This window comes from Nostoc sp. PCC 7107 (assembly GCF_000316625.1).
Classification (GTDB): domain Bacteria; phylum Cyanobacteriota; class Cyanobacteriia; order Cyanobacteriales; family Nostocaceae; genus Nostoc_B.
In genome coordinates this window covers 4806940-4829940 of the sequence record NC_019676.1, presented here as the reverse complement: position 1 = coordinate 4829940, position 23001 = coordinate 4806940, and the positions used below count along the sequence as shown (strand labels likewise).

22 protein-coding genes and 1 tRNA gene are annotated in these 23001 nt (G+C 40.4%); 15 read left to right on the top strand and 8 right to left on the bottom strand.

Annotated elements, in window-relative coordinates:
- Positions 1 to 41: 41 nt before the first annotated feature.
- Positions 42 to 791 carry a sucrose-phosphate phosphatase gene (locus tag NOS7107_RS20610; protein ID WP_015114884.1) on the bottom strand — a complete coding sequence of 250 codons (750 nt, stop codon included), beginning with the start codon at positions 789 to 791 and terminating at the stop codon, positions 42 to 44.
- Between the two features lie 441 nt (positions 792 to 1232).
- A tRNA-Arg gene (locus NOS7107_RS20605) sits at positions 1233 to 1306 on the bottom strand.
- A 37-nt stretch (positions 1307 to 1343) separates the two neighbouring features.
- On the opposite strand from NOS7107_RS20605, the gene moaC reads away from it, so the two are divergent.
- The 10 genes from moaC (at position 1344) to NOS7107_RS20555 (ending at position 10819) form a co-directional block, all read left to right on the top strand.
- Complete coding sequence (gene moaC / locus NOS7107_RS20600) at positions 1344 to 1853, top strand: cyclic pyranopterin monophosphate synthase MoaC (protein WP_015114883.1); 510 nt, start codon at positions 1344 to 1346, stop codon at positions 1851 to 1853.
- Positions 1854 to 2204: 351 nt separating this feature from the next.
- Entirely contained in the window at positions 2205 to 3410 is a 1206-nt protein-coding gene (locus tag NOS7107_RS20595) for a GAF domain-containing protein (RefSeq protein ID WP_015114881.1), read from the top strand.
- Positions 3400 to 3777 (top strand): response regulator transcription factor, encoded by a 378-nt coding sequence (locus NOS7107_RS20590; RefSeq protein WP_015114880.1) that lies wholly within the window; start codon positions 3400 to 3402, stop codon positions 3775 to 3777. Before NOS7107_RS20595 ends, NOS7107_RS20590 begins: the two co-directional genes overlap by 11 nt.
- Positions 3778 to 3875: 98 nt before the next feature.
- The gene (locus NOS7107_RS20585; protein ID WP_015114879.1) at positions 3876 to 4133 is read left to right on the top strand and encodes a 2TM domain-containing protein; all 258 of its coding nucleotides are present in this window, start codon (positions 3876 to 3878) and stop codon (positions 4131 to 4133) included.
- A gap of 121 nt (positions 4134 to 4254) precedes the next feature.
- Positions 4255 to 4563 carry a DUF3181 family protein gene (locus NOS7107_RS20580; protein WP_015114878.1) on the top strand — a complete coding sequence of 103 codons (309 nt, stop codon included), beginning with the start codon at positions 4255 to 4257 and terminating at the stop codon, positions 4561 to 4563.
- 65 nt (positions 4564 to 4628) lie between these two features.
- Positions 4629 to 4757 carry a hypothetical protein gene (locus tag NOS7107_RS29755; protein WP_015114877.1) on the top strand — a complete coding sequence of 43 codons (129 nt, stop codon included), beginning with the start codon at positions 4629 to 4631 and terminating at the stop codon, positions 4755 to 4757.
- A gap of 103 nt (positions 4758 to 4860) precedes the next feature.
- Positions 4861 to 5067, top strand: a complete 207-nt coding sequence (locus NOS7107_RS20570) for a hypothetical protein (RefSeq protein ID WP_015114876.1) — start codon at positions 4861 to 4863, stop codon at positions 5065 to 5067.
- A gap of 228 nt (positions 5068 to 5295) precedes the next feature.
- Positions 5296 to 9222 carry a tetratricopeptide repeat protein gene (locus tag NOS7107_RS20565; protein ID WP_015114875.1) on the top strand — a complete coding sequence of 1309 codons (3927 nt, stop codon included), beginning with the start codon at positions 5296 to 5298 and terminating at the stop codon, positions 9220 to 9222.
- Positions 9223 to 9966: 744 nt separating this feature from the next.
- Positions 9967 to 10389, top strand: coding sequence for an IS200/IS605 family transposase (gene tnpA, locus NOS7107_RS20560; RefSeq protein ID WP_015114874.1), 423 nt, complete (start codon positions 9967 to 9969; stop codon positions 10387 to 10389).
- 1 nt (position 10390) lies between these two features.
- Positions 10391 to 10819 carry a hypothetical protein gene (locus NOS7107_RS20555; RefSeq protein ID WP_015114873.1) on the top strand — a complete coding sequence of 143 codons (429 nt, stop codon included), beginning with the start codon at positions 10391 to 10393 and terminating at the stop codon, positions 10817 to 10819.
- 194 nt (positions 10820 to 11013) lie between these two features.
- On the opposite strand, the gene clpB is transcribed toward NOS7107_RS20555, so the two are convergent.
- From clpB to NOS7107_RS20540, 3 genes are all read right to left on the bottom strand, one after another.
- The gene (gene clpB / locus NOS7107_RS20550; protein ID WP_015114872.1) at positions 11014 to 13653 is read right to left on the bottom strand and encodes an ATP-dependent chaperone ClpB; all 2640 of its coding nucleotides are present in this window, start codon (positions 13651 to 13653) and stop codon (positions 11014 to 11016) included.
- 259 nt (positions 13654 to 13912) lie between these two features.
- Positions 13913 to 14071 (bottom strand): YqaE/Pmp3 family membrane protein, encoded by a 159-nt coding sequence (locus tag NOS7107_RS28035; RefSeq protein ID WP_015114871.1) that lies wholly within the window; start codon positions 14069 to 14071, stop codon positions 13913 to 13915.
- A 71-nt stretch (positions 14072 to 14142) separates the two neighbouring features.
- The gene (locus NOS7107_RS20540) at positions 14143 to 14490 is read right to left on the bottom strand and encodes a translation initiation factor (RefSeq protein WP_015114870.1); all 348 of its coding nucleotides are present in this window, start codon (positions 14488 to 14490) and stop codon (positions 14143 to 14145) included.
- A 256-nt stretch (positions 14491 to 14746) separates the two neighbouring features.
- Here NOS7107_RS20540 and trpB point away from each other — a divergent pair, with 256 nt between their 5' ends.
- From trpB to NOS7107_RS20525, 3 genes are all read left to right on the top strand, one after another.
- Positions 14747 to 15988, top strand: coding sequence for a tryptophan synthase subunit beta (gene trpB, locus NOS7107_RS20535; protein ID WP_015114869.1), 1242 nt, complete (start codon positions 14747 to 14749; stop codon positions 15986 to 15988).
- Positions 15989 to 16092: 104 nt separating this feature from the next.
- Positions 16093 to 16542 carry a DUF29 domain-containing protein gene (locus tag NOS7107_RS20530; protein WP_085999826.1) on the top strand — a complete coding sequence of 150 codons (450 nt, stop codon included), beginning with the start codon at positions 16093 to 16095 and terminating at the stop codon, positions 16540 to 16542.
- Between the two features lie 186 nt (positions 16543 to 16728).
- Complete coding sequence (locus tag NOS7107_RS20525) at positions 16729 to 17268, top strand: CAP domain-containing protein (protein WP_015114867.1); 540 nt, start codon at positions 16729 to 16731, stop codon at positions 17266 to 17268.
- A gap of 271 nt (positions 17269 to 17539) precedes the next feature.
- Here the strand turns inward: NOS7107_RS20525 and NOS7107_RS20520 are convergent, their stop codons facing one another.
- Positions 17540 to 18121, bottom strand: coding sequence for a Uma2 family endonuclease (locus NOS7107_RS20520; RefSeq protein ID WP_015114866.1), 582 nt, complete (start codon positions 18119 to 18121; stop codon positions 17540 to 17542).
- Positions 18122 to 18287: 166 nt separating this feature from the next.
- Here NOS7107_RS20520 and NOS7107_RS20515 point away from each other — a divergent pair, with 166 nt between their 5' ends.
- Positions 18288 to 18824, top strand: a complete 537-nt coding sequence (locus NOS7107_RS20515) for a CAP domain-containing protein (protein WP_015114865.1) — start codon at positions 18288 to 18290, stop codon at positions 18822 to 18824.
- A 75-nt stretch (positions 18825 to 18899) separates the two neighbouring features.
- On the top strand, positions 18900 to 19529 hold the full coding sequence (locus NOS7107_RS20510) for a ribonuclease H-like domain-containing protein (protein WP_015114864.1): 630 nt from the start codon (positions 18900 to 18902) through the stop codon (positions 19527 to 19529).
- 120 nt (positions 19530 to 19649) lie between these two features.
- Here the strand turns inward: NOS7107_RS20510 and NOS7107_RS20505 are convergent, their stop codons facing one another.
- A complete protein-coding gene (locus tag NOS7107_RS20505) occupies positions 19650 to 20105 on the bottom strand; it encodes a rhodanese-like domain-containing protein (protein WP_015114863.1) in 456 nt (151 codons plus the stop codon).
- A 182-nt stretch (positions 20106 to 20287) separates the two neighbouring features.
- The gene (locus NOS7107_RS20500; protein WP_015114862.1) at positions 20288 to 22678 is read right to left on the bottom strand and encodes an NACHT domain-containing NTPase; all 2391 of its coding nucleotides are present in this window, start codon (positions 22676 to 22678) and stop codon (positions 20288 to 20290) included.
- Between the last annotated feature and the right edge of the window lie 323 nt (positions 22679 to 23001).

Below are 23001 nucleotides of genomic sequence, written 5' to 3'. Positions count from 1 at the left end.
ATTTCTGAAACTATTGAAAGTTAACTCAAGGATCTAGTTGACTATTCAAAAAATCCGAAATAGTGCAATCCTTCTTCAATTCCATTGGCAAACTTAGCTGTTGCTAGATAACGATTTGGGTTTGGGTTAGCCTTGTGCCAATCGAGCAATTCTGGTCTTGCATTACCGACAATGATACCTTTCTCTTCCCTGTTAGCAAACAAAGCAATATCATTACCAGAATCTCCACAAGCAACGGTTTTTGCTATATCTATTTCTAAATGTTGCCGTACAAAGGTCATAGCCATACCTTTATTTGCATGACGTGGCAAAATATCTAAATCTTTACCGCCACTATAAATAACTTGAATATCTAATCCCTTTTCTAACAAAGAACGTTCTAACTCTGGTACGACTTTTCCAGCAATTTTTTCTTCCAGAAGATAGCTAACTTTAAAATCTCTTTGTTCACTTTCTGGCTGAGGTTTCAATTCAGTAAAAGTTGCAGATATTGTTTTTACTAAATCTCTATCCCAAGCTTGAGAAAGTTTATCAGACCATGTATAATCTGGGTCTCGACTACCATTGATATAAATTTCTGTACCTACAGAACAAACCAGTATATCTGGATCTAATAGGGTTTTTTCTTTGGCAAGTTTTTGAAAAAGAAAAGGTGAACGACCTGTGGAATAAACAATTTTAGTACTATATTGCTGACGATGCAATTCTAGCTGCTGATTTAGCTTTGCCATTGCATCATCATCACCTATCAGTGTATAGTCCAGATCTGTGATGAAAAGAAACTGTTTCATAACTATGCCTCTTGAAATATTAACTAATATGATTTCAAAGATACTCGTATAAATAAACAGAGCTATAATGTCAACATTGGTTGACATCTTTTTTTGGTTCGTTGATAAATTTGGTCGACAGGGTTTTTGGGGATTTGGAGTATTTGGTTTGCCCTGCATAGGTTTAAACCCTGCTGTTAAATAAAAAATTTTTAACCTTGCCTAAATACGGTAAATAATACCACAAGTTTAGATTTAGTTACACAATAGCATTTTGAAAACTAGCAAAGGGTAATTTACATTTAATACACCATTGAAAACATCAATATTTGGTATTGATATTATTCCATTATTGTTCGGATACACTTATCTCTCAGATGGTATAGATTACGAATTGAAAAAGCAAAAGGTAATTGAATATAATTCTTTTGCCTTTTGCTTTTTTAATTTTGCTTTATTTAACGGGCGAGGAGGGATTCGAACCCCCGACACCGTGGTCCGTAGCCACGTGCTCTAGTCCACTGAGCTACACGCCCCTGCCAGAAAAACATATTAGCACCATATTCCCAAGCAATGCAAGACAATTCTGAAAAAAATTTTTCTGCCGAGTTAAGTCATCTCGATTCTCAAGGACAAGCACAGATGGTAGATGTTTCCGATAAAGCCTCTACAGTCCGCCAAGCTGTGGCTGTTGCTAGGGTGCGGATGTTGCCAGAAACCTTAGCAGCGATTCAGGCTGGCAATACACCTAAAGGTGATGTGTTAGCAACGGCGCGGATAGCTGGGATTATGGCAGCTAAACAAACAGCGAATTTAATTCCCTTGTGTCATCCCCTACCATTGCAAAAAGTTGCTGTGGAAATTACCCCCGATTCCCAATTACCCGGTTATCACATCCAAGCTACCGTGAAAACCAAAGCAGAAACTGGTGTGGAAATGGAAGCTTTAACTGCCGTTTCTGTCGCAGCTTTGACTTTATACGATATGGCGAAAGCCTTAGAAAAGTCGATTCAAATTGAATCAATTCATTTAATTAGTAAAACTGGGGGGAAATCTGGAGATTATTCCGCATCAGAACTATAAACTCTAAAAATCCGGTTTTAATTGAAAAAATTAGTGTCATGGTGTTCATTGGTTATTAGTCATTAATCATTTGTAATCAAAAAAGACTAATGAATAATGATTAATAACAAATCTTTTTTAATAGATATAAATGAAGAAAATATTTATTTTGTGCTAAATGAGATATTTTTGATGAGATTAATAAATATTACAAAAATCTTAATTATAAATAAATTATTAAGTTTTGCCGAGACGGAGGTTTATTCATATTTTACGATTAGTCAGAGAATTTTTTAGTGATCAAAAAATTGCTATAACAGCTTAGGATGAAAATATAAAGCTGAAATTGATCAGCTAAGGGGTATTAAAGCTATGTCCCCTCAAGAGCTAGATATATTAGAAGCTCGACGGGTATATAAATCTACTGGTGCGATTCCAGCTAAGATGTTGCGCTCAACTATATATCGTGCATGGGAGCGATCGCATTTACAAGGCGCGAACTCTCAAGCTCTGCAAGCCGAAAAACTATCAATCCTAGCTACAGAGCGATTGATAGAGCAAAAGCGGACTTTAATTCAAGTGGCTGCACCTTATATTCGGATGCTCTCCCAAGCCGCGGGGACAGATCGTCATGCAGTCATGTTAGGCGACAGTGAAGCGATCGTGCTGGATGTTGTGGGTGACAAACAGACTGTACAAGGGCCAGAACCTTTTCCTGGGCCTGGTGCTTTGCTATCGGAGGCTGTAGCTGGTGCTAACGGTATTGGTACGCCATTAGCAGAAGCAGATTATGTAGAAATTATTAGTGCAGAGCATTTCATTGATGGCTTCCATCCGTTTACCTGTCAGGGAATTCCTTTACGTGATGACAAACAGAACATTATCGGAGTTTTGAGTATCTCTTTACGACGCGCAGATGCTAGACAACGCCTGAAAGAGATATTGCTGTGCGCTTCTCACGGAGTTGAAGCAGAATTATTAATCGCTAACTTAGAAAAAGATGTTCGTCTGGTTTTAGAGTCTAACCCCAACGAATATCGACCACTGGAAGACTTACGTCAAGATATTGTCCAAGCACATCAGGCTGCACGCTTAAAACTAGAAGTCGTTTCGCGGATGGTAGCAGTTAACCGTTTAGATTACGCGATACAATTGCTGCGTCAGGCTGAACAATCAATTCAACTATTTCGTCGTCGTGCGGAAATTTGGCGCAATTTAGCATCCTTCGAGATTGGTACACTCCAACCTGTGTCATTGACTGATAATATATCCAATTTAGTGGATCTTCTCTCGACAGAAGCTGTAATTCGTCAGGTACAAGTAGTTACTGACTGGTACGAACCAATCACGGTAGTAGCTGATCCGAGGAGTCTTTTACGCCAGCTGCTGCACTATTTTCTCCAAGCTTTTGATCATGCAGGTAAAGGTAGAACAGTCAAAGTAGTAGTAAAGGAAATTCCTAATTCTGAGTTAGCGCAAATTAGTTTCATAGTGAATTCAGTCTTTGATATCTCTCAATCAACACCGACTTCGCAGGTTTTTTATCTACCAATCACCAGAATGAAAGATGAACAGTAAAAATTCAGGAAAGCGCAAAATACTAATTGCCGATGATGACGATGATAGTCGAGAGATGCTGAGTTTCCTTTTAGAGGAGGAAGGTTGGGAAGTTAAGGAAGCCAAGAACGGTGAAGAAGCGCTAGAAATACTGATCAAAGAACAGCCAGATTTATTAATTTTAGATAATAGAATGCCAAAACTCACAGGAGTTGAAGTATGCAAGCACCTCCAAGCACAAGGTATAAAAATAGCCATCGTGTTAGCCACAGCACATGGTTATCTAGACGAATTAGCGTCTTCCTTGGGAATTGCTCATTTCATTTCCAAACCTTATGACATTCCAGAGTTATTAAAAACTATCGAGTCTGCTTACAAAAATGCCTGAAGTTAAAGTTGCGGCTTGGCATTCTTCCGAGACGATCGCAACTACACTCCCAAACAATTTAAAATAATCAAGTGTATTGAAATTTGTAACAAATATTTATGCCTCCTCGTTGGCCTCGCAAACCCGATCGCAGTGACCCCGAATTTCGCAGGTTAGATGACCGAATGAATTTTGCTGTCCATGTCGCTGTAGCTGCCACAATTAATTCTGGTCTTTGGTTTTTTCATATTTTGAAAACAACAGATTGGCAGTGGCTACCGTTATTGACCACAGCCTGGGGAATAGTTTTATTGGTGCATCTAGTTTATATTGCAGCGATCGCTAACTATTCATCCACACCGCCTAAATCCACCTGAAGATGGACAATTCATGCTAGGGCTTATGTAACCTGCGGGAGTAGATTTAGCTTGAGTAATTGAGCGATAATGGTTATATAGGCTAAAATCTGGCACTCTTTCTTAATATAGGGTGATTTTTATGGCTAAGACTAACACAGCAGAATTACTAGAAGCCCTAGCAGCGGAAATTGGCGAAAATGTCTATATAGATATTGCCAAGTGGCATCTTTATTTATCTGATGCCAAATTACATACTGTTGTCGCCGAGCAGTTATATCCTTTAATTACTTCTAACGCTGTCAATGAAGACAGCGTAACTAAAGTTTTGGAATCTATACCTGTAAAGATAGGTGGCGGGAGAAGGGAACTAGCATTAATCGATTTACTTCCCCTGCAATGTCAGGTGAATCTGGTTGATATTTTAGAAAAATATCAACGCGAATTCTAATTTTGGGATTTTAATTATTCCATAAATTAATCTTTTAACACACCTATTTTTAGGAGGTGATGGATATGAATACCTATAAATTTCACGATGAATATACTCTGGCGGAAACAGCCGATCAACTAGGAAAAAAGGTCTTAAAGTTAAATCTCATACCTAGCTTTATAGTGCATCATCTTCCTGATAGCAGGCAATAAGAATACCAACTGCTGACACCAGAACAAGCATATATGCACTTTAAGAAACTAGTGGAAGCTTCTGGTAAATAATTTTGAACTAATCTAATTACGGAGGTCAATTATGTTCTTACAAATCAAAGATACTAGCGATTTAGTAAAAATTACTGATATTCAGGAATTAATCGACCCGAATGTGAATATCGTGCATGGAAAAGACCAAACAGGTCAAGAAGAACAAGATAACGATTCTTTTTCAAAAGAAAATCTCGTTTTTCCTTCCGGTGAAAGTTTACCGCGCTGTTGGTTAGATGCTAACTATCGGGAGTAAAAGCTGCTCAATTTATCGTTGTACAAGCCTGGGGGAAGTTGAGTTGTTTAACTTCCCCCAATGAAAATTGATAGGCGATCGCAGCGCAGTATCATCAAATTTATTGATGCCAGAAAAGCTTGGCAACAGACCATCAAAATAGTATCGATTTTACGTAATCAACCGACCTCTACGTGAATTACTGAGTTAAGTTACCATCAGATTAACTAACCAGTGGTAGAGTTCGTTATGGCGCAAAATTGGTTGCGGATTACGCATCAAGACGACAAAATCCAACTTTCTTGGCAACGCGGATATGAAAGTCCTCGTTTTGCGTCAGAAGTCGCCTTCCAGCAACCCTTCGATGAAGAAAACGCAGCCGAGTTGCGCTGGTATTTAGAAGATTATCTCAAGTTTCCTTACGGTATTTTTCCAGATAACGCTGTAAAAATTGAACAAAAATTACAGCATTGGGGACAACAGCTATTTGAGCTAGTATTTCGCAGTACAGACAAAGGAAGAGAGTTTTTTCAGGAAGCGACACGAGAAGGGCTAGATAACTGTGAACTGGGCATCATTTCTGATAACGCCAACGTGCTGAATTTGCCTTGGGAATTGCTATATTCCCACGATTATCAATTTCTTGCACCTTCACTGGCGGGGATGTATCGCAGTCTCAGCAGTCAGGGCGTAAAAGCACCATTGCCAGCAATGCCCGATGACCAACTGAATATTTTACTAGTTATTGCCCGTCCTTACGATCAGCAAGATATTGGGTTTAAAACCATTGCCCGTCCACTGCTGGCGGCGCTGCAACCAATACGACAGCGAGTCAATCTTAAGGTATTGCGTCCCCCTAGCTTGAAAGCATTTGAAGCAGAACTGCAAGCGAATAAGGGTTTTTATCATATCGTCCATTTTGATGGACATGGGAATTTTGACAGCGAGACACAGGGAGTTTTAGTCTTTGAGGATGAACAGGGAAATGAGCAAGCTGTCAGCGCTAGAGAAATTGCCCAATATTTAACAGATTGTCGTGTGCCGATTTTTGTACTGAATGCTTGCAAGTCTGGACAAGTAGGGGAAGAAGCCTTTTCTTCTGTGGCGGGACAGTTGGTGAAATTGGGGGCTAAGGGTGTGGTAGCAATGGCGTATTCAGTTTACGCCAAAGGTGCAGAACACTTTATTGGGCGGTTGTATGGGGAATTAGTCAGGGGAGAGTGTATCGCCACAGCAGTTGCAGCAGGGCGTAAGTCCATGTCTATTGACAAAATGCGCCCCAGTCCCAAAGGAAATTTAGCTTTACAAGATTGGCTTGTGCCGGTGTTGTATCAGCAGGAACCCTATACGCCTTTTGTTCCTAAGAAGACAGCACCGAGTTTTGCTGATTTGATGGCGCAAACAGACAACACTCCAGAAAGCAGCAAAGCTGTAGGTTTACCCGATGAAAGTGCTTATGGTTTTATTGGGCGGGATTATGAGATTTTGCGTTTAGAGAGAGCATTTCGGCAAAATCATCTGGTTTTGGTGCAGGGAATGGGCGGCGTTGGTAAAACTGAGTTAGCCGCAGGTTTCACCCGGTGGTTAAATGACACTCAAGGACGTACAGGCGGTATGTTCTTCACCTCCTTTGAACAGGGTGCGGGGTTGAGTCAGGTAATTAACCAAATTGGTAGGGCGTTAGGAGGTGAGAGATTTTCCCAAATGATGCCAGATAAGCAAGAGGATGTGGTGCGGCAATATCTGCAAACTAATCCTTGCTTGTTGATTTGGGATAACTTTGAACCTGTCAACGGTTTCCCTACGGGGAATGAACCATTATTGAGTGGGGAAGAAAGAAACAAGCTGAAGCGGTTTCTTAAAGAATTGCGGGGTGGTAAATCTTGGGTATTAATTACCAGTCGCGGCGAAGAAGCTTGGTTGGATTGTGGGTATAGTTTAATCAACTTGCGGGGGTTGTCTCAAGCGGATGCCCAAGAGTTAGCCGCGAAGATTTTGCAAACGGTGGGTGTGGAGAGAAAGAACCTACCAGCAGAGTATTTGGAATTGTTGAAATTATTGGGGGGACATCCGTTGTCTTTGCGGGTGGTGTTACCGCATTTAAAGACACAGACACCTGTGCAGTTAATTGAGGCGCTGCGGCGGGGGTTGGATACTTTTAGGGGACAAGAGGAAGAAGGGAGAGAAAAATCTCTTACTGTGTCGTTGGATTATTCCTTTGCTAAATTGTCAGAACGTACACGACGACATTTACCATTTTTGGCGCTGTTTTCGGAACGGGTTAATGCAGATTGGCTGCCTCTGTTTTCAGCAAGTCCTGATAATGAATTTGGGCAAGCTTATCAAGCCGTGTTTGGGGAGAACTTGCAAAAACCAGATTGGCTAAGAATTCTCAATGAAGCTGCCGCCGCAGGTATTTTGGAATATTTATTTGGTGAGACTATCTACAAAATTCACCCAGCACTACCCTGGTATTTGCGTCAGCAGTTAAACACAATGGCTTCCCAAGAGGTGATTAACAAACTCGAAAAAAAGTTGCTGATTTTCTACGCTTATTTAGCGGATAACTACGGCGAGAAACTCATCAGCAATGCTGAACTGGCAACCTTTATGCTGCGAGTCGAAGAACCAAACCTGTTGCAAAACCTGCGCCTTGCCGAACAGCAACAAGAATGGGCTTATGCACAGGAAATTCTGCAAACCTTGGGAGAAGTGTATGAGCGCATCGGGCGCAAACCCGAATTTAAGTCACTGCAACAACGGGCGCTGAAGCAAATTGGCATTCACTTGGCAGATGCAAAACCAAAGGGTAAAGATGCTTTTGATTTCTGGATTTATTTGCGGGGTAACGAAGCTATTGAAGCGCGGCTAAGTGGTGATTTAGAAGGGGCGGGAAAAGTTCATCAAGAAATTTTAGATGAATTGATAGCTTTAAATGACCCTTCAGTGAATGACAGAATTGCTGTTGCTTATTACCAACTGGGCATAGTAGCCCAAGAGCAACGGCAGTTTGATGTGGCTGTTGATTACTACAAAAAGGCGCTGAAGATTTTTGAAGATGCAGGGGATTTCTACTCGGCTGCGCGTGAGTATCACCAGCTGGGCATAGTAGCCCAAGAGCAACGGCAGTTTGATGTGGCTGTTGATTACTACAAAAAGACGCTGAAGATATATGAAGATGCAGGGAATTTCTACTATGCTGCAACTGTCTATCACCAACTGGGCGCGGTAGCCGAAAAGCAACGGCAGTTTGATGTGGCTGTTGATTACTACAAAAAGGCGCTGAAGATAAAAGAAGATGCAGGGGATTTCTACTCTGCTGCAACTGACTATCACCAACTGGGCAATATCGCCTATAAGCAACGGCAGTTTGATGTGGCTGTTGATTACTACAAAAAGGCGCTGAAGATAAAAGAAGATGCAGGGGATTTCTACTCTGCTGCAACTGTCTATCACCAACTGGGCATGGTAGCCCAAGAGCAACGGCAGTTTGATGTGGCTGTTGATTACTACAACAAGGCGCTGAAGATAAAAGAAGATGCTGGGGATTTGTACAGTGCTGCTAGAGAATATCACCACCTGGGCATAGTAGCCCAAGAGCAACGGCAGTTTGATGTGGCTGTTGATTACTACAACAAGGCGCTGAAGATAAAAGAAGATGCCGGGGATTTGTACAGTGCTGCTAGAGAATATCACCAACTGGGCATGGTAGCCCAAGAGCAGAGGCAGTTTGATGTGGCTGTTGATTACTACAACAAGGCGCTGAAGATAAACGAAGATGCCGGGGATTTTTACAGTGCTGCTGGTGACTATCACCAACTGGGCATGATAGCCGAAGAGCAACGGCAGTTTGATGTGGCAATTAACTATTATCAAAAAGCCTGGGAAATTTATGAGCAATTCCGCGATTGGCGTAAGGCTTCACAAACATTGGGTAAGTGGGCAAGGGTTTTAGAAGCTCAAGAAAATTACGCTGAGGCTTTGCCAATTTACATTCGGCTTTTCGCTATTGGCTTAGAAAATAATCAAGATTGGATTGGTTATGTTATCGATGCTTTAGCCCGTATACTCCAGCAGTTAGGCGAAAGTCAGTTTCAAGCTATTTTCGAGGCAACGGGTGAAGAGTACGCTGAAGAGATGTATGATGCAATTTTTTATTTCACGCGGAGGCGCTGAGGAGAAGAGTTTGAGAGATTGAATTTCTTGATTTTCATCCTAGTTTATTGTGATTTGGTTATAAGTTTTGTTTAAGTTGTGGTTGCGAATATATAAGCATTTACACAAATGTTGTCATGTTTTGAACCAACGTTGTTATGTTTTGAACCAAAGTTGTAATGTTCTGCACCAACATTGTCATGTTTTGAACCAAAGTTGTAATGTTTTGAATGAATATTGTAAGGTTGTGAATCAACGGCTTAAGGTTGTGAACCAACAACATAAGGTTGTGAACTAACGGCGTAATGTTGTGAACCAACAACATAAGGTTGTGAATCAACGTTTTAATGGAGAAGCATAATCATCCGCCTAGGGTTATAAACCCCAGGCTCATAGCTTAAGTTGTCTGAAGACAACTGATGAATATGTCAATAAAATTGATTTATATAAATTATTAGTCCGTTTCAACGGACTTTTGCTGTGAGCCTGGGAATTAATTCCTAGGCGGACTTGGCAGATTTACTCATAACAAATACAGAATACACTATCGACTATACCCGCCTAGGGTTATAAACCCCAGGCTCATAGCGTAAGTTGTCTGAAGACAACTAATGAAGATGTCAATAAAATTGATTTATATAAATTAAAAGTCCGTTTCAACGGACTTTTGCTGTGAGCCTAGGAATTAATTCCTAGGCGGACTTGGCAGATTTACTTTAAAGAAAATACAATCGAGAAATTATCTCTTATACCGCAAAATATATCATGGCTTTTTGGCGGCTTTATTATCATCTTGTTTGGGCAACCAAAGAACGCCAACCTCTGATTACGCATGATAAAGAAGCTGAACTTTATAATTATATTATTGGGAAAGCTGATTTTCTTAATAGTATTATTCATGCGATTGGCGGCATTGAAGACCATATCCATTTAATAGCTTCAATACCACCTAGTTTATCCATAGCTGATTTTGTCAAAAATATTAAAGGTAGTAGCACTCATTTTTTAAATCAAAATTATCATATATCAAATAATGCAATTATTTTTGGTTGGCAGCGCGGATATGGTGTATTGTCATTAGGTAGTAAGCAGTTAGACAATGCTGTTTCTTATGTGAGAAACCAAAAAAATCATCATTCTCAAGGAACAGCGATCGCATCTTTAGAAAAGCATGACGATGAGGCATGATATGACTACTCAATTATCTTCTACCGAAATTCAAGAACTGCAACAAATCCTTCAAGATGATCAGGCACAAAAAGCACTCACGACTATACAACAAAATAAAGGTAATTTAGAAGCTAGTTTTGATGAACTTTGGCAAGAGCAATTTGGTAAAACAGCTTTTGGTAAAAATAAATCTCTCTTACAATTAACCCTCAATGAAATTCGCGCGGAAATATGCGGCGATGAAGGTCTACAAGGCAAAATAAAAGAATATACGAAAAACCCTGGTAGTGCTGCTTTACTTAATAGTATTATTGGTTCGTTGGTAACTGTAGCGGCTGTTCATGGTATTCCGATTGATGCCGCGATCGCCACAATTGTCGTCTTGTATATCCTCAAAATCGGTATTAACGTTTTCTGCAAATATACAGAACCAGAAAATAATCCATAAAAAAATGGGCGTTGCATAAATGCGGGATGAATTAAGCCTTTTTAGTAAATTGAACTATCGATTTTTCGCGCCTTTGCGCCTACTCTGCGAGAACGCCTTGCGGCGAATGCGCGAAACAAAAAACATCCCACTAATCAGCAACACCAAAAAATGCAAAGGCGAACCTCTGCATTTTTTAGTGAAATAATCTTAACTTAACTGCTAAATACTTCCACAGGTAAACGGCTAAAAGCTAGGCGTTCATTCTGCACATCGACAAAAATGGTGTCGCCGTCGTGGAATTCGCCGCGCAGGATGGCTTTAGCAATTTGCGTTTCTAACTCACGCTGGATTGCGCGTTTGAGTGGACGTGCGCCAAATACAGGGTCATAACCAACTTCAGCCAAGAAGTCCAGCGCCGCATCGGCGAGTTTGAGAGATATTTTGCGTTGGCGAAGCCCACTGGAGGTATCACTCAATCTTTCTCTTAATCTTCCTACTTGCAACTGCACAATATGGCGCAGTTCTTTTTTATCTAAGCTGTGGAAGATGATCAGTTCATCAATGCGGTTGAGGAATTCTGGCCGGAAGCTATTCCGCATCGCTTCCATAACTCGATGACGCATTTCGTCGTAGCGAGAATTGTCCCCAGCAATATCAAGAATGAACTGGGAACCAATGTTACTGGTCATAATAATAATTGAATTCTTGAAGTCTACAGTATGACCTTGGGCATCGGTGACGCGTCCATCATCCAGAATTTGCAGGAAGATATTAAAGACATCGGGGTGGGCTTTTTCGATTTCGTCGAACAAAATCACTGAGTAGGGACGACGGCGAATTGCTTCGGTGAGTTGTCCGCCTTCTTCATAACCCACATATCCAGGAGGCGCACCGATTAACCGCGAGACGGCGTGTTTTTCCATGTACTCAGACATATCAATTCGCACCAGTGCATCTTCAGTGTCGAACATATATCCCGCTAAGGCTTTGGCTAACTCAGTTTTACCAACGCCTGTAGGGCCGAGGAACACAAAGCTGGCGATGGGGCGATTGGGGTCAGCCAATCCCGCACGCGATCGCTGAATTGCATCGGCGACGGCTGTCACAGCTTCATCTTGGCCAATTACCCGCTGATGTAGTTCGTCTTCTAAATGCAGCAGTTTTTCTTTTTCTGATTCCACTAACTTGCTGATGGGAATTCCTGTCCATTTAGAAATAACTTCCGCAATATCAGATTCGGTGACTTCTTCCCGCAGTAGAGATTTACCACTTCTTTGGGCGTTAGCTAATTCACTTTCCGCTACTTGTAGTTGGCGATGTAAATCAGTTAAATTGCCATATTTCAATTCCGCCGCGCGGTTGAGGTCGTAGTTTCTTTCAGCTTGCTGAATTTCTAAGTTAACCCGTTCAATTTCTTTTTTAACAGACTGAATTTTTTCAATAATATCTTTTTCTGACTGCCATTGAGTGTTAAGTGTTCTTTGTTCTTCTTTGAAATCAGCAATTTCTTTTTCTAGTCTTTCTAGACGTTCACGAGATGCTGCATCACTTTCTTTTTTCAAAGAAAGTTTCTCCATTTCTAATTGAAGAATTTTGCGATCAATTTCGTCGAGTTCTTCTGGTTTGGAGGTAATTTCCATTTTCAACCGGGCGGCGGCTTCGTCTACCAAATCAATGGCTTTATCTGGTAAAAAGCGATCGCTAATATATCTACCCGAAAGTTGCGCCGCTGCTACTAAAGCACTATCAGAAATCTTCACCCCGTGGTGGTTTTCGTAGCGTTCCCGCAAACCGCGCAATATGGAAATCGTATCTTCAACGCTGGGCTGATCGACATAAACTTGCTGGAAGCGTCTTTCTAAAGCGGCATCTTTTTCGATATATTTGCGATATTCATCTAAAGTTGTCGCCCCAATACAACGCAACTCACCCCGCGCCAACATCGGTTTTAACAAGTTACCTGCATCCATCGCCCCTTGGGTTGCACCCGCACCGACAACGGTATGAATTTCATCAATAAATAGAACTATATTCCCGCCAGATTCGGTAACTTCTTTTAAGACTGCTTTCAGGCGTTCTTCAAATTCACCCCGGAATTTTGCCCCCGCAATCAAAGCACCCATATCCAAAGCAATGAGTTTGCGGTCTTTGAGGGATTGGGGAACATCACCCGCGATGATGCGTTGGGCGAGTCCTTCCGCGATCGCAGTTTTACCCACTCCTGGTTCCCCAATCAACACTGGGTTATTTTTGGTACGACGGGAGAGAATCTGCACAGTCCGGCGAATCTCGTCATCTCGCCCAATCACCGGATCAAGTTGACCTTTGCGGGCGGCTTCGGTGAGGTCACGTCCATATTTTTCCAGTGCTTCGTATTTACCTTCTGGATTTTGGTCGGTCACTTTCTGGCTCCCACGAATTTGTTTAATAATGTTTTTCAGCTTGCCTTCGTCTAAACCGAATTCTTGGAGTAGACCTTTGCCAAAACGGTCATCTTTGGCATAACCCAGCAATAAATGTTCAATAGAAATATATTCGTCTTTAAAATCTTTGCGATAGTTATCAGCCCTATCTAATAGGGTATCTAAGCTGCGTCCCAAAAACACAGAACTACTTGTACCAGATACCCTTGGCTGACGTTGGAGAAATTGATCAGTGCGATCGCGGATTTTTTGCAGATTCGCACCTGCTTTGGTTAAAATACTGCTGGCTAAACCTTCTTGTTCTAGCAGTGCTTTGAGCAGGTGTTCGCTTTCGATTTGTTGTTGGTGATATTGTTTAGCAATATCTGGCGTGTGGGCGATCGCTTCCCAGGCTTTTTCGGTAAATTGGTTAGGATTAGTAGGTTGCATAGGCTTTTTGAATAACCACTCCAAAGATGAGGCGCAGAGAAAACAAATTCTTATATGGTTATTGTAGGAAGCAGAGCGCAACTAACTAGATCGGTCTTCACGTCTTGAGGAAGTAGTATTATTACCTGAAAAATTAACATCTTTCCCACACATAGTGCTGCAACCTGTAGGGATTGCGTAAACTATGTACAATGCTTGATGAAAACCACTATGGCTGACGTGCCGAATATTTGACTTGGTGATCATCAAGCGATCGCTATTATTTTCTGGCTATTATCCACACCGCATGTACAATCCCTGGAACATACCCCAGAAAGGTCAAAAGGATATTAATCCAAAAATCTTTCCCCAAACCTACTTGTAGAAATACTCCCAAAGGTGGGATGAAAATCGCTGCTAAAATTCTCACTAAGTCCATTTCAGCCTCCTGTCACTTTTGATTGATACTCCTCAACGATAACATTGCCAAAATGTGGTTAATTTGGTTCCTCAACCGCCACTGAGTTTAGCCTTGTAACCTAGTTTGGTGACAATCTCCAAAATTTTCTGCTTGTGTTCCCCTTGAATTTCAATGGTGTTCTCTTTGACTGTCCCACCAGTACCGCATTGCGTTTTCAACTGCTTGACTAAATCGGCTAAAGTTTCCGGCTTGCTTTGAAACCCCGTAATCACTGTGACTGTTTTACCCTTGCGTCCAGTGCGACTCGCTTGGATTCTTAAGTTTTGTTGTTGCGGTGGGAGTTCTTGAATTGGTCTTTCGGTAGCAGCGGAGTTACCGTTACCAAATTCCTGATAGATAATTTTGTTATCAGATGAGTTGGATTTAGAAGCAGACATACAAAATTGCGGTAGTGATTAGTTCTACTACATCTATTATGGTGGGAGATCATGCGAGTTCAATAGTAATTCGTAATTGTACTTTTTTTCAACGCAAAGGTACACGGAAGTTTTCTCCTGATGGTTCGCTGTATCTTCCAATAATTAAGCGCATCTTCACTTGATAGAGAATTGAGATTACGAATTACAAATTGTTATTATCTGCCCCAGACTCTTTATAATTAATGAAGTCTTTACTTGTCATCAATATTTTTCCGTGACTACTACTCCCCTTTCTCCAAATTCTTCCACAACTGCTCAGGTTCCCGATACCCAAGGACGCTTTGGACGCTTTGGCGGTAAGTACGTCCCGGAAACGCTGATGCCCGCTTTAGCTGAATTAGAAACAGCTTATCAGAAATATCGTTATGAGTCAGAGTTTCAAGCAGAACTCCAACAACTGCTGCGGGATTATGTGGGGCGCGCTACACCGTTATATTTTGCCGAACGGCTGACTGCTCATTATGCCCAACCTGATGGTACAGGGGCGCAGATTTATTTAAAGCGAGAAGATTTGAATCACACTGGCGCACACAAAATTAATAATGCCTTGGGTCAGGTATTGTTAGCGAAGCGCATGGGTAAGCAACGGATTATTGCTGAAACTGGCGCTGGACAGCATGGAGTCGCAACAGCCACGGTTTGCGCCCGGTTTGGTTTGGAATGCGTGATTTACATGGGCGTTCAAGATATGGAACGCCAAGCTTTGAATGTGTTTAGAATGCGGTTGATGGGTGCAGAAGTCCGGCCAGTGGAGGCGGGGACAGGTACCCTCAAAGATGCCACTTCAGAAGCGATTCGGGATTGGGTGACGAATGTTGAAACAACTCACTACATCCTCGGTTCCGTAGCTGGCCCCCATCCTTACCCAATGATGGTGCGAGATTTTCATGCGGTGATTGGTCAAGAAACTCGCGCCCAAGCTTTAGAAAAGTGGGGCGGTTTACCTGATATTCTCATGGCTTGTGTGGGTGGCGGTTCCAATGCAATGGGTCTGTTTTATGAGTTTGTCAATGAGCCATCTGTGCGGTTAATTGGGGTAGAAGCTGCTGGTGAAGGTGTGAATACAGATAAACACGCTGCCACATTGACAAAAGGTCGAATTGGTGTATTGCACGGAGCGATGAGCTATCTGCTGCAAGATGAAGATGGACAAGTCACGGAGGCGCACTCAATTAGCGCTGGGTTAGATTATCCCGGTGTAGGGCCAGAACACAGTTATTTAAAAGATATTCATCGGGCTGAATATTATAGTGTGACAGATGCTGAGGCTTTAGCTGCATTCCAAAAACTGTCTCGCTTAGAAGGGATAATCCCAGCTTTAGAAACCTCCCATGCGATCGCCTATCTCGAAACTCTCTGTCCCCAACTTAGCGGTAGTCCTCGAATTATCATCAACTGTTCTGGACGCGGTGACAAAGATGTGCAAACCGTCGCTAAATTTTTAATCCCACAGTAAATCTGTTGGAATCACACCTTTGACCAGGTGAAACTTTTGTAATACTGAGTGTAGGGGAGCCAGCGCTTTAGATGGCTTTCCCACTCAGTTTTATACTGCGAAATATTATGAAAGTTAATGAATTAAGACAACTCTACGACATTGATGATTCTCAATGGCTAGAAGAAACAGTCAAACTAATTAAAAATCATCAACTGCAAGAACTAGATTTAGAGAATTTAGTTGAGGAATTAGAGGATTTGGGCAGAGAAAAGAAAAATGCTGTAGCCAGTCTTTTAGAGCAAATTATCCGTCATCTATTATTACTGCAATATTGGACAAGCGAATCTGAATATAATTCAATTCACTGGCCAGAAGAAATCTATAATTTTCGCACTCAATTAAAACGAAGACTGACTACTAGTCTGCGTAATTATCTCGATTCCGAATTAAATTTTATCTATAAAGATGCTTTAGGTTTTGTCAAAATTAAAACTCAGAATACTGTTGATTTTCCTCTGGAATGTCCTTATTCCCTTGAGCAATTACTTGATATAGATTGGTTAAGTAAATAAATATTTTTCTACCCAGAGAATGATGATGTATGGAAATTTATGAATATGTAAGTTGGTTGGCAATTTTGCAAGGTAGAGCAGCATAAATCCCCAGATGCTGGCTAATAGCCTATTTGTCTAGTTTACATGAGTCCGGTTACATTATCTGGAAGTGTTCTCTTTCAGTGTGTTTAGGGCTACATATTAATGATTCAGAATAAAATATCCAGTGCTGGTGTAGCGACTCTGTCCTTGATTGGAGGCGTAATCGCTTTTTCTACACCAGTTCAAACTGCTACCTTGCAACATACCCAAATGTCAGACCACAGCACCCAACTGGCACAATCTACGGTGAATACGGCAACCCTCGAAAGTCAAGTATTCACCCAAATCAATCAATATCGGGCTTCACTTGGTCTACCAGCGTTAAGCCGTAACTCAACTATTGACAATCAAGCCAGAATTCACAGTCAAAACATGGCTCAGGGGCGAGTTGCATTTGGTCATGATGGTTTTGGCACAAGAATTCAAGCGATCGCAGTGACAATACCCTACAGAGCAGCGGCTGAAAATGTGGCGTACAATCAGGGATACAGCAATCCTGCAACCCAAGCCGTGCAAGGCTGGCTAAGAAGTTCGGGACATTTGGCTAACATCAAAGGTAATTACAACCTCACAGGTGTTGGTGTGGCGGTAAATAGCAGAGGTGCGGTTTATTTCACCCAAATATTTATCCTCAAACGATAGGAAGATATGGCAGGAGGCAGGAGGCAGGAGGCAGGAGGTAAAATTATTACTCTTCTGGGATTCTTGCTCTTTAAATGTCTTCATCTTTACTTCGACTGATATAAAATTCGGTTAAAACTTGCTTAAAACTTGGGGTGCGTTACTAAATTTGCGTTACGCACCCTATTTTTGCTGTATGGTTCTTAGATACATCGAATTTCTCTTGCAAACTTATTATAGGTGCTGGTGCGATCGCATTTTCGCACAACTTCAAGAGCGATCGCACGATAAACTATTCTTCTGTTGCTGCAAGTACCACACCTTCATACAGTAGTGCGATCGCTAACTCAAATTCTATGCTCGATAGCGTGATCACATCTCCCTCAGTATAGGGATAGTAAAGCCACATTCTTCCCTCTCCACGAGAGTAGCGTTCAACAGAGATTTTTTCCGAATCTATCAATAAATATTCTTGTAAAGAGGGAATTGTTAAGTAATTAGTGAATTTTTCGCCCCGATCTTTGCTGCTTGTAGCAGGGGAGAGAACTTCAGCAATGATTGTGGGATTTTGAATAAATTTGCGAGCATTCCTGTCTTGAGAGTCGCAACTAACAATCACATCAGGATAATAATAAATACTTTTAGCATCAAATTGCACTTTCACATCTGACACATTCACTCGGCAGCCTCTAGCGCGTAAATGTGGGCGTAAGGCTGTGTAAAAATTCAGTGCAATGTCATTGTGGGGAATTGTACCACCTGTCATAGCAAAAACCTCGCCGTTGACATATTCATAACGAAGCTCTTGCTGGAGTTCCCATACGAGATATTCCTCGATGGTCATTTTTTGCGGTTGTTGGGGGACGGCTACCATAGCAGATTATTTCCCGTTTGTGTTGATTTTAGCTTGGAGGGTTGAATGGTTATAGCCTCTAGCCCCTATTTCCCAAGTTGAGCAATTTTTCATAATATCCTGTTACAGATTCTCGCAAGTCGAAGGTAGAGTATAGGTCTTAATCATCTATATTTTGTAATTCTCCATGTTTCGACAACCTGCTTTTGGCATCGCTTTAAGTACGCTTGTCCTTGCTAGTGGATTTATCACTACTCCAATTCCAAGCCACTCATCTACTAACAACACAACTCAGCAGATTGCTTCAAGTCAGCTGGCCTCATTAACTACTACCTTTAACACGACTGCATTAGAAAAATCAGTTTTTGAGCAAATAAATCGCTATCGAGCATCTAAAAAACTGCCAAAGTTAACTCTGAATGCCAATATCTCTCGACAAGCTAGAATTCATAGTCAAAATATGGCTAAGGGGAGAGTTCCCTTCAGCCATAACGGATTTGAAAAGCGTGTCACAGCTACTTCAATTCGCTTCAACAGTGCAGGCGAAAATGTTGCAGTGAACCAGGGATACAGCAATCCTGCTAGTCAAGCTGTGATTGGTTGGTTAGATAGTCCTGGACATTTAAAGAATATCAAGGGTAAATACAACCTAACTGGGGTTGGTGTAGCGACTAATCAGCAAGGCGAAGTTTATTTAACGCAAATTTTTATTCTGACTAGATAAAGTCACTTGATGAAATTATGTAGTGTCTAAGGGTATTCTTTTGTGAAAGACACTGCATTCATGGTTGAGTGACTCATGACATTACCAGATTTTCAGGTTTGCGATCGCGATATTAATGACTTTACCCTCAGTGAGTACTTAAAAGCCGAGGCGATCGCTGTTGATACAGAAACTATGGGATTATTACCACAGCGCGATCGCTTGTGTCTCGTGCAGCTGTGCAACTCACAAGGTAAAGTAACAGCAATTCGCATCGCTAGAGGACAAACCCAATCGCCTAATTTAAAAAACCTTCTCGAAGCCAAGAATGTACTGAAGATATTTCACTTTGCTCGTTTTGATGTTGCTACTTTACGCCACAACTTAGGAATTTACGTCCAACCTGTTTTTTGTACTAAAATTGCCAGTAAGTTAGCCCGAACTTACACCAACCGCCACGGACTTAAAGAAGTAGTACAAGAATTAGAACAAGTAGAACTTGATAAAAGCGCCCAAAGTTCTGATTGGGGTAATGCGGCGAATTTAACTGAAGCACAATTAAGTTATGCGGCTAATGATGTCCGCTATTTAATTAATGTCCAGTATAAACTACGTGAAATGCTCAAACGAGAAGAACGTTGGGAAATTGCACAAGAATGCTTTCAAGTTCTACCAACAATCGTTTCATTAGATTTATTACAGTTCAAAGATTTATTTGAGCATTGATTAAAAGTCAAGAGTCCATAGTCCATAGTATTAGGACATCAGTAAAATATAAAATCAAGACAGCACAGTTTCTTAATACTGTCACCTGCCATACATTGACTATTGACTCTTGACCATTAACTATTGACCAGATTTTTGCTGATTTTCGGCGTGATTTTTCAGACGAGAGACAACATTATAGTCATCTGCACCTGCGGGAGTTCTAGATTCAACGATACCTTCTGTTGGGCCGCCAATTGCTTTCCATGCGCCTAGACCACCAATGAGTTGAGAGATATGCTCAAAACCAGCAGAACGCAGAACTTGTGCAGCTTGAGCAGATTCCTCATCATTGCCACCGTAAACATAAATATCACGGCTTTTGTCTAGAGATGGTACTGCGCGGTCTGCTAATTCATCAATAGGCATGGGCATTGATCCCATGATATGGCCTTCGTTATATGTCTGGCGATCGCGCACATCCAAAATTGTAAAAGCTGGTTCGCCCCATTCCAAGCGAGACTTGAGAACATGAGCATCGGACTGAGGCTCAATGGGTGGCTGTTGAGGAATAATACCGCCTACTAAGTTATTCATAAAATATCCTTAACTGACTTCACTAACAGCAATTTAACGAGATTAAGCTATTTAATTGCTCTTTCTCTGGTATGAATGTTATGAAAGTCTTTCTTATGGCATATTGGTTGATTTTTTACTATTTATAACCTCTTTATAAGAGTTAAAAAATTATTATTTACTTTCTACAAAACTTATATAAGTTATTTTTTTATCTTGGTATTAGCCAATAATAATCTTTCTTCAAGATCCTGTCTAATTGCAGGTTTAATATTATTGGCAGTATTCAGACAATTTATTAATAACTTATTAGCAATATAATATTCTTGAAGTAACTCTATTTGCTGTTTACTAAACTGCCAGTCGTGACAAATATTTCGATATTTAACTAAAAGTTCTCGAAATCTTTCATTCCAGAATTTACCATGCTCTATCCACCACTTACGAAATTTATGGTGATTGCTTTGTGCATTTGGTAGTTGTTTTTTCAGATTGTGGATAAATTGTTTAAATTTAGGCTCAACAACTAAATTTAGAGCTTTATCAAAGGCAATATTTAAAGCGTGGGCATAGTCAAAAACTATAGCATCATTCAAAATATAATTACAGGCAAATTCTAGTTCCCCAGCACAGGCAAAAGTACTGGTGAGAAACTCATCTATAGCAAGTTCAGGACTAAATGCTAAGTTGCCAATCATAGCACGTTCCAGACCATAACTAGATGAATGGCAAAAGACTTGGTGTTGAGGAAAATTGCTACCTTTGAGAAATACCTCTAATGAACGCCCAACACAAACGATGTAAAAAGCTCGAATTGCACCTGGTTTATATTGAGTAGTAACTGAGTTAGATTTTTGATACAGCCACAATAGAAAATCTTGAATTTTCTGGTCATGAGCCACTAAAAAATCTATTTTTTGTTTCATCAACCGCAGCATTGCTTCAGCATCAGGCAACATACTCACAGTTAGTAAAAAAACATTTTTCCATCGCTTATCAGTAATATGATTAACAAGTTGATTTATCGACTGATATTGGTGATTTAAGACAATATTTTTCGCTGTTAAATATTCTTGCAAAGCTAAATGAGAGAAAGAATAAATTTCCTGCGATCGCTCTACTAATACACCATGATCTACCTCAAGCAATTTCATTAATTTTGCACTATCTTGAAACTGCTGATTTAGCAATTTTGAACTACCATGACAATATTCATTATCTTTAGTTAAATATTGAACTATTAGTGGCTGGATTATTTCTTCGTCAAAAAAATAATTGCCCTGTTCAAAAGTAATAGCAGCAATTTGAGCCAGTAGCTTTTTTGTATTAGCTAAGTTTAAATTACAGTCAACCGAATGTCTTTGAATACCTTTCATTTCATCCCATCGACTCAGCAAAATATTTAATGCTTGCTCATATAACTTAGCTGGCTTAAATGTAAATTCAGATTTTTCTTGAAAGAATAAACAAATTAGATGTAGCAAAATTGGTGTTACCGCTAATTCTCTAAGTTGCTTATTTTCTGGTAAATTTAGTTGATGAATAAATAAATTGCCGATAGCTTCCCCATTTTCTCTAGATTCATGAGCAACTGCTACGAACCAGTTTTTCACAAAGACCTCAGCCTGTTGCATATCAAAGTCGGCAATTTCAATTTCTGTAAACCCCGGAAATTTGTATTTTTGAGCTGCTATTCGACAGCTAATCACAAACTTATTTTTGTAATAAGTCTGACAAAAACGCCGAATTTCTTTATTAATCTCATTGACTTCATCCATTTGCACCTCATCTAATCCATCCAATAAAATCAACATTTTACCTTCAATTAATAAACTTAATGTTGATTCAGCTTCAATTCCACAACTCAGAAATTCTTGGCTAATATACTTCAACAAACTGAAATCACTATTATCTTTAAAGTCTTCAGCAAAATCTTTGAGGCTGATAAAAATAGCCACAAGATTTGGTTGTAATTTGCCTTTATTACACTCAACCGCCAAATATTTTAAGAATGTTGTTTTACCTGAACCTGGCTTACCAAGGATCATCAACTTCGAGTAAAGCAATACTGCTTCTAACCCTGATAATTTTTGGGAAATCTGGTCTTTTTCCAGTCGCTTAAAGCCTGACTCAAAACAAAATTCTTTCAACAAATCTCCCATCTCTAGCCATCGTTGGCTAGTAATTTTTTCTAATACATAAACGATAGTATAAATATCAACTAATGGAATTGCCTGAGCAATATCCAATATTTGCAGATTACCACATTGGTCTTGAATTTTGTCTTGGCGCTTTTGGCGGATTTCCTGCACCAATATATTTAAATCTCTATTGTTGCCATGTGATGTAGCAGTCAATTCTGAAATTCTATCTTCTGGTAGACCAGCAATTTTTTGCCAAGATAATCCTAAATGTTGACAAATTTGGACAAAGCAACTGCGAGAAACTGGCTCACCTGCAAAAAACTTAGATACTGGTTGACGAGTAATACCTAAAGCTATTGCTAATTTATGTTGGCTTAAAGTTTTGTCAGTTAAAGCTGTTTTTGCAGCTCTGATACCTTCTAAGGAAGCTCTGAGTCCTTGGCTTGTCATACAATCAGCTTTTTAAGTGTTTTTGGTTACATAGAAAAAGGTAGCTGCACGTAGACACACCCTGGACAGATGGCTGTACTTTTCCAAAGGAGATAGTTATGGAAAGTTTAGAGTGAATTATTTTACTAGATGTACACCTGAAATCAGTCGAGCCAGACTTAGTAAGGAATTTACTTTCTGTCTGAAGGGTATTTTTTTGGGAAATACTCAGGAAATTTAACTTACTGTGAAGATAGAAGTATTACAATATACTGCAATATTCAAAAACATACAAAAATCATACAAAACTTATACATTTGGTATGCACTATGATAGCTGAACTT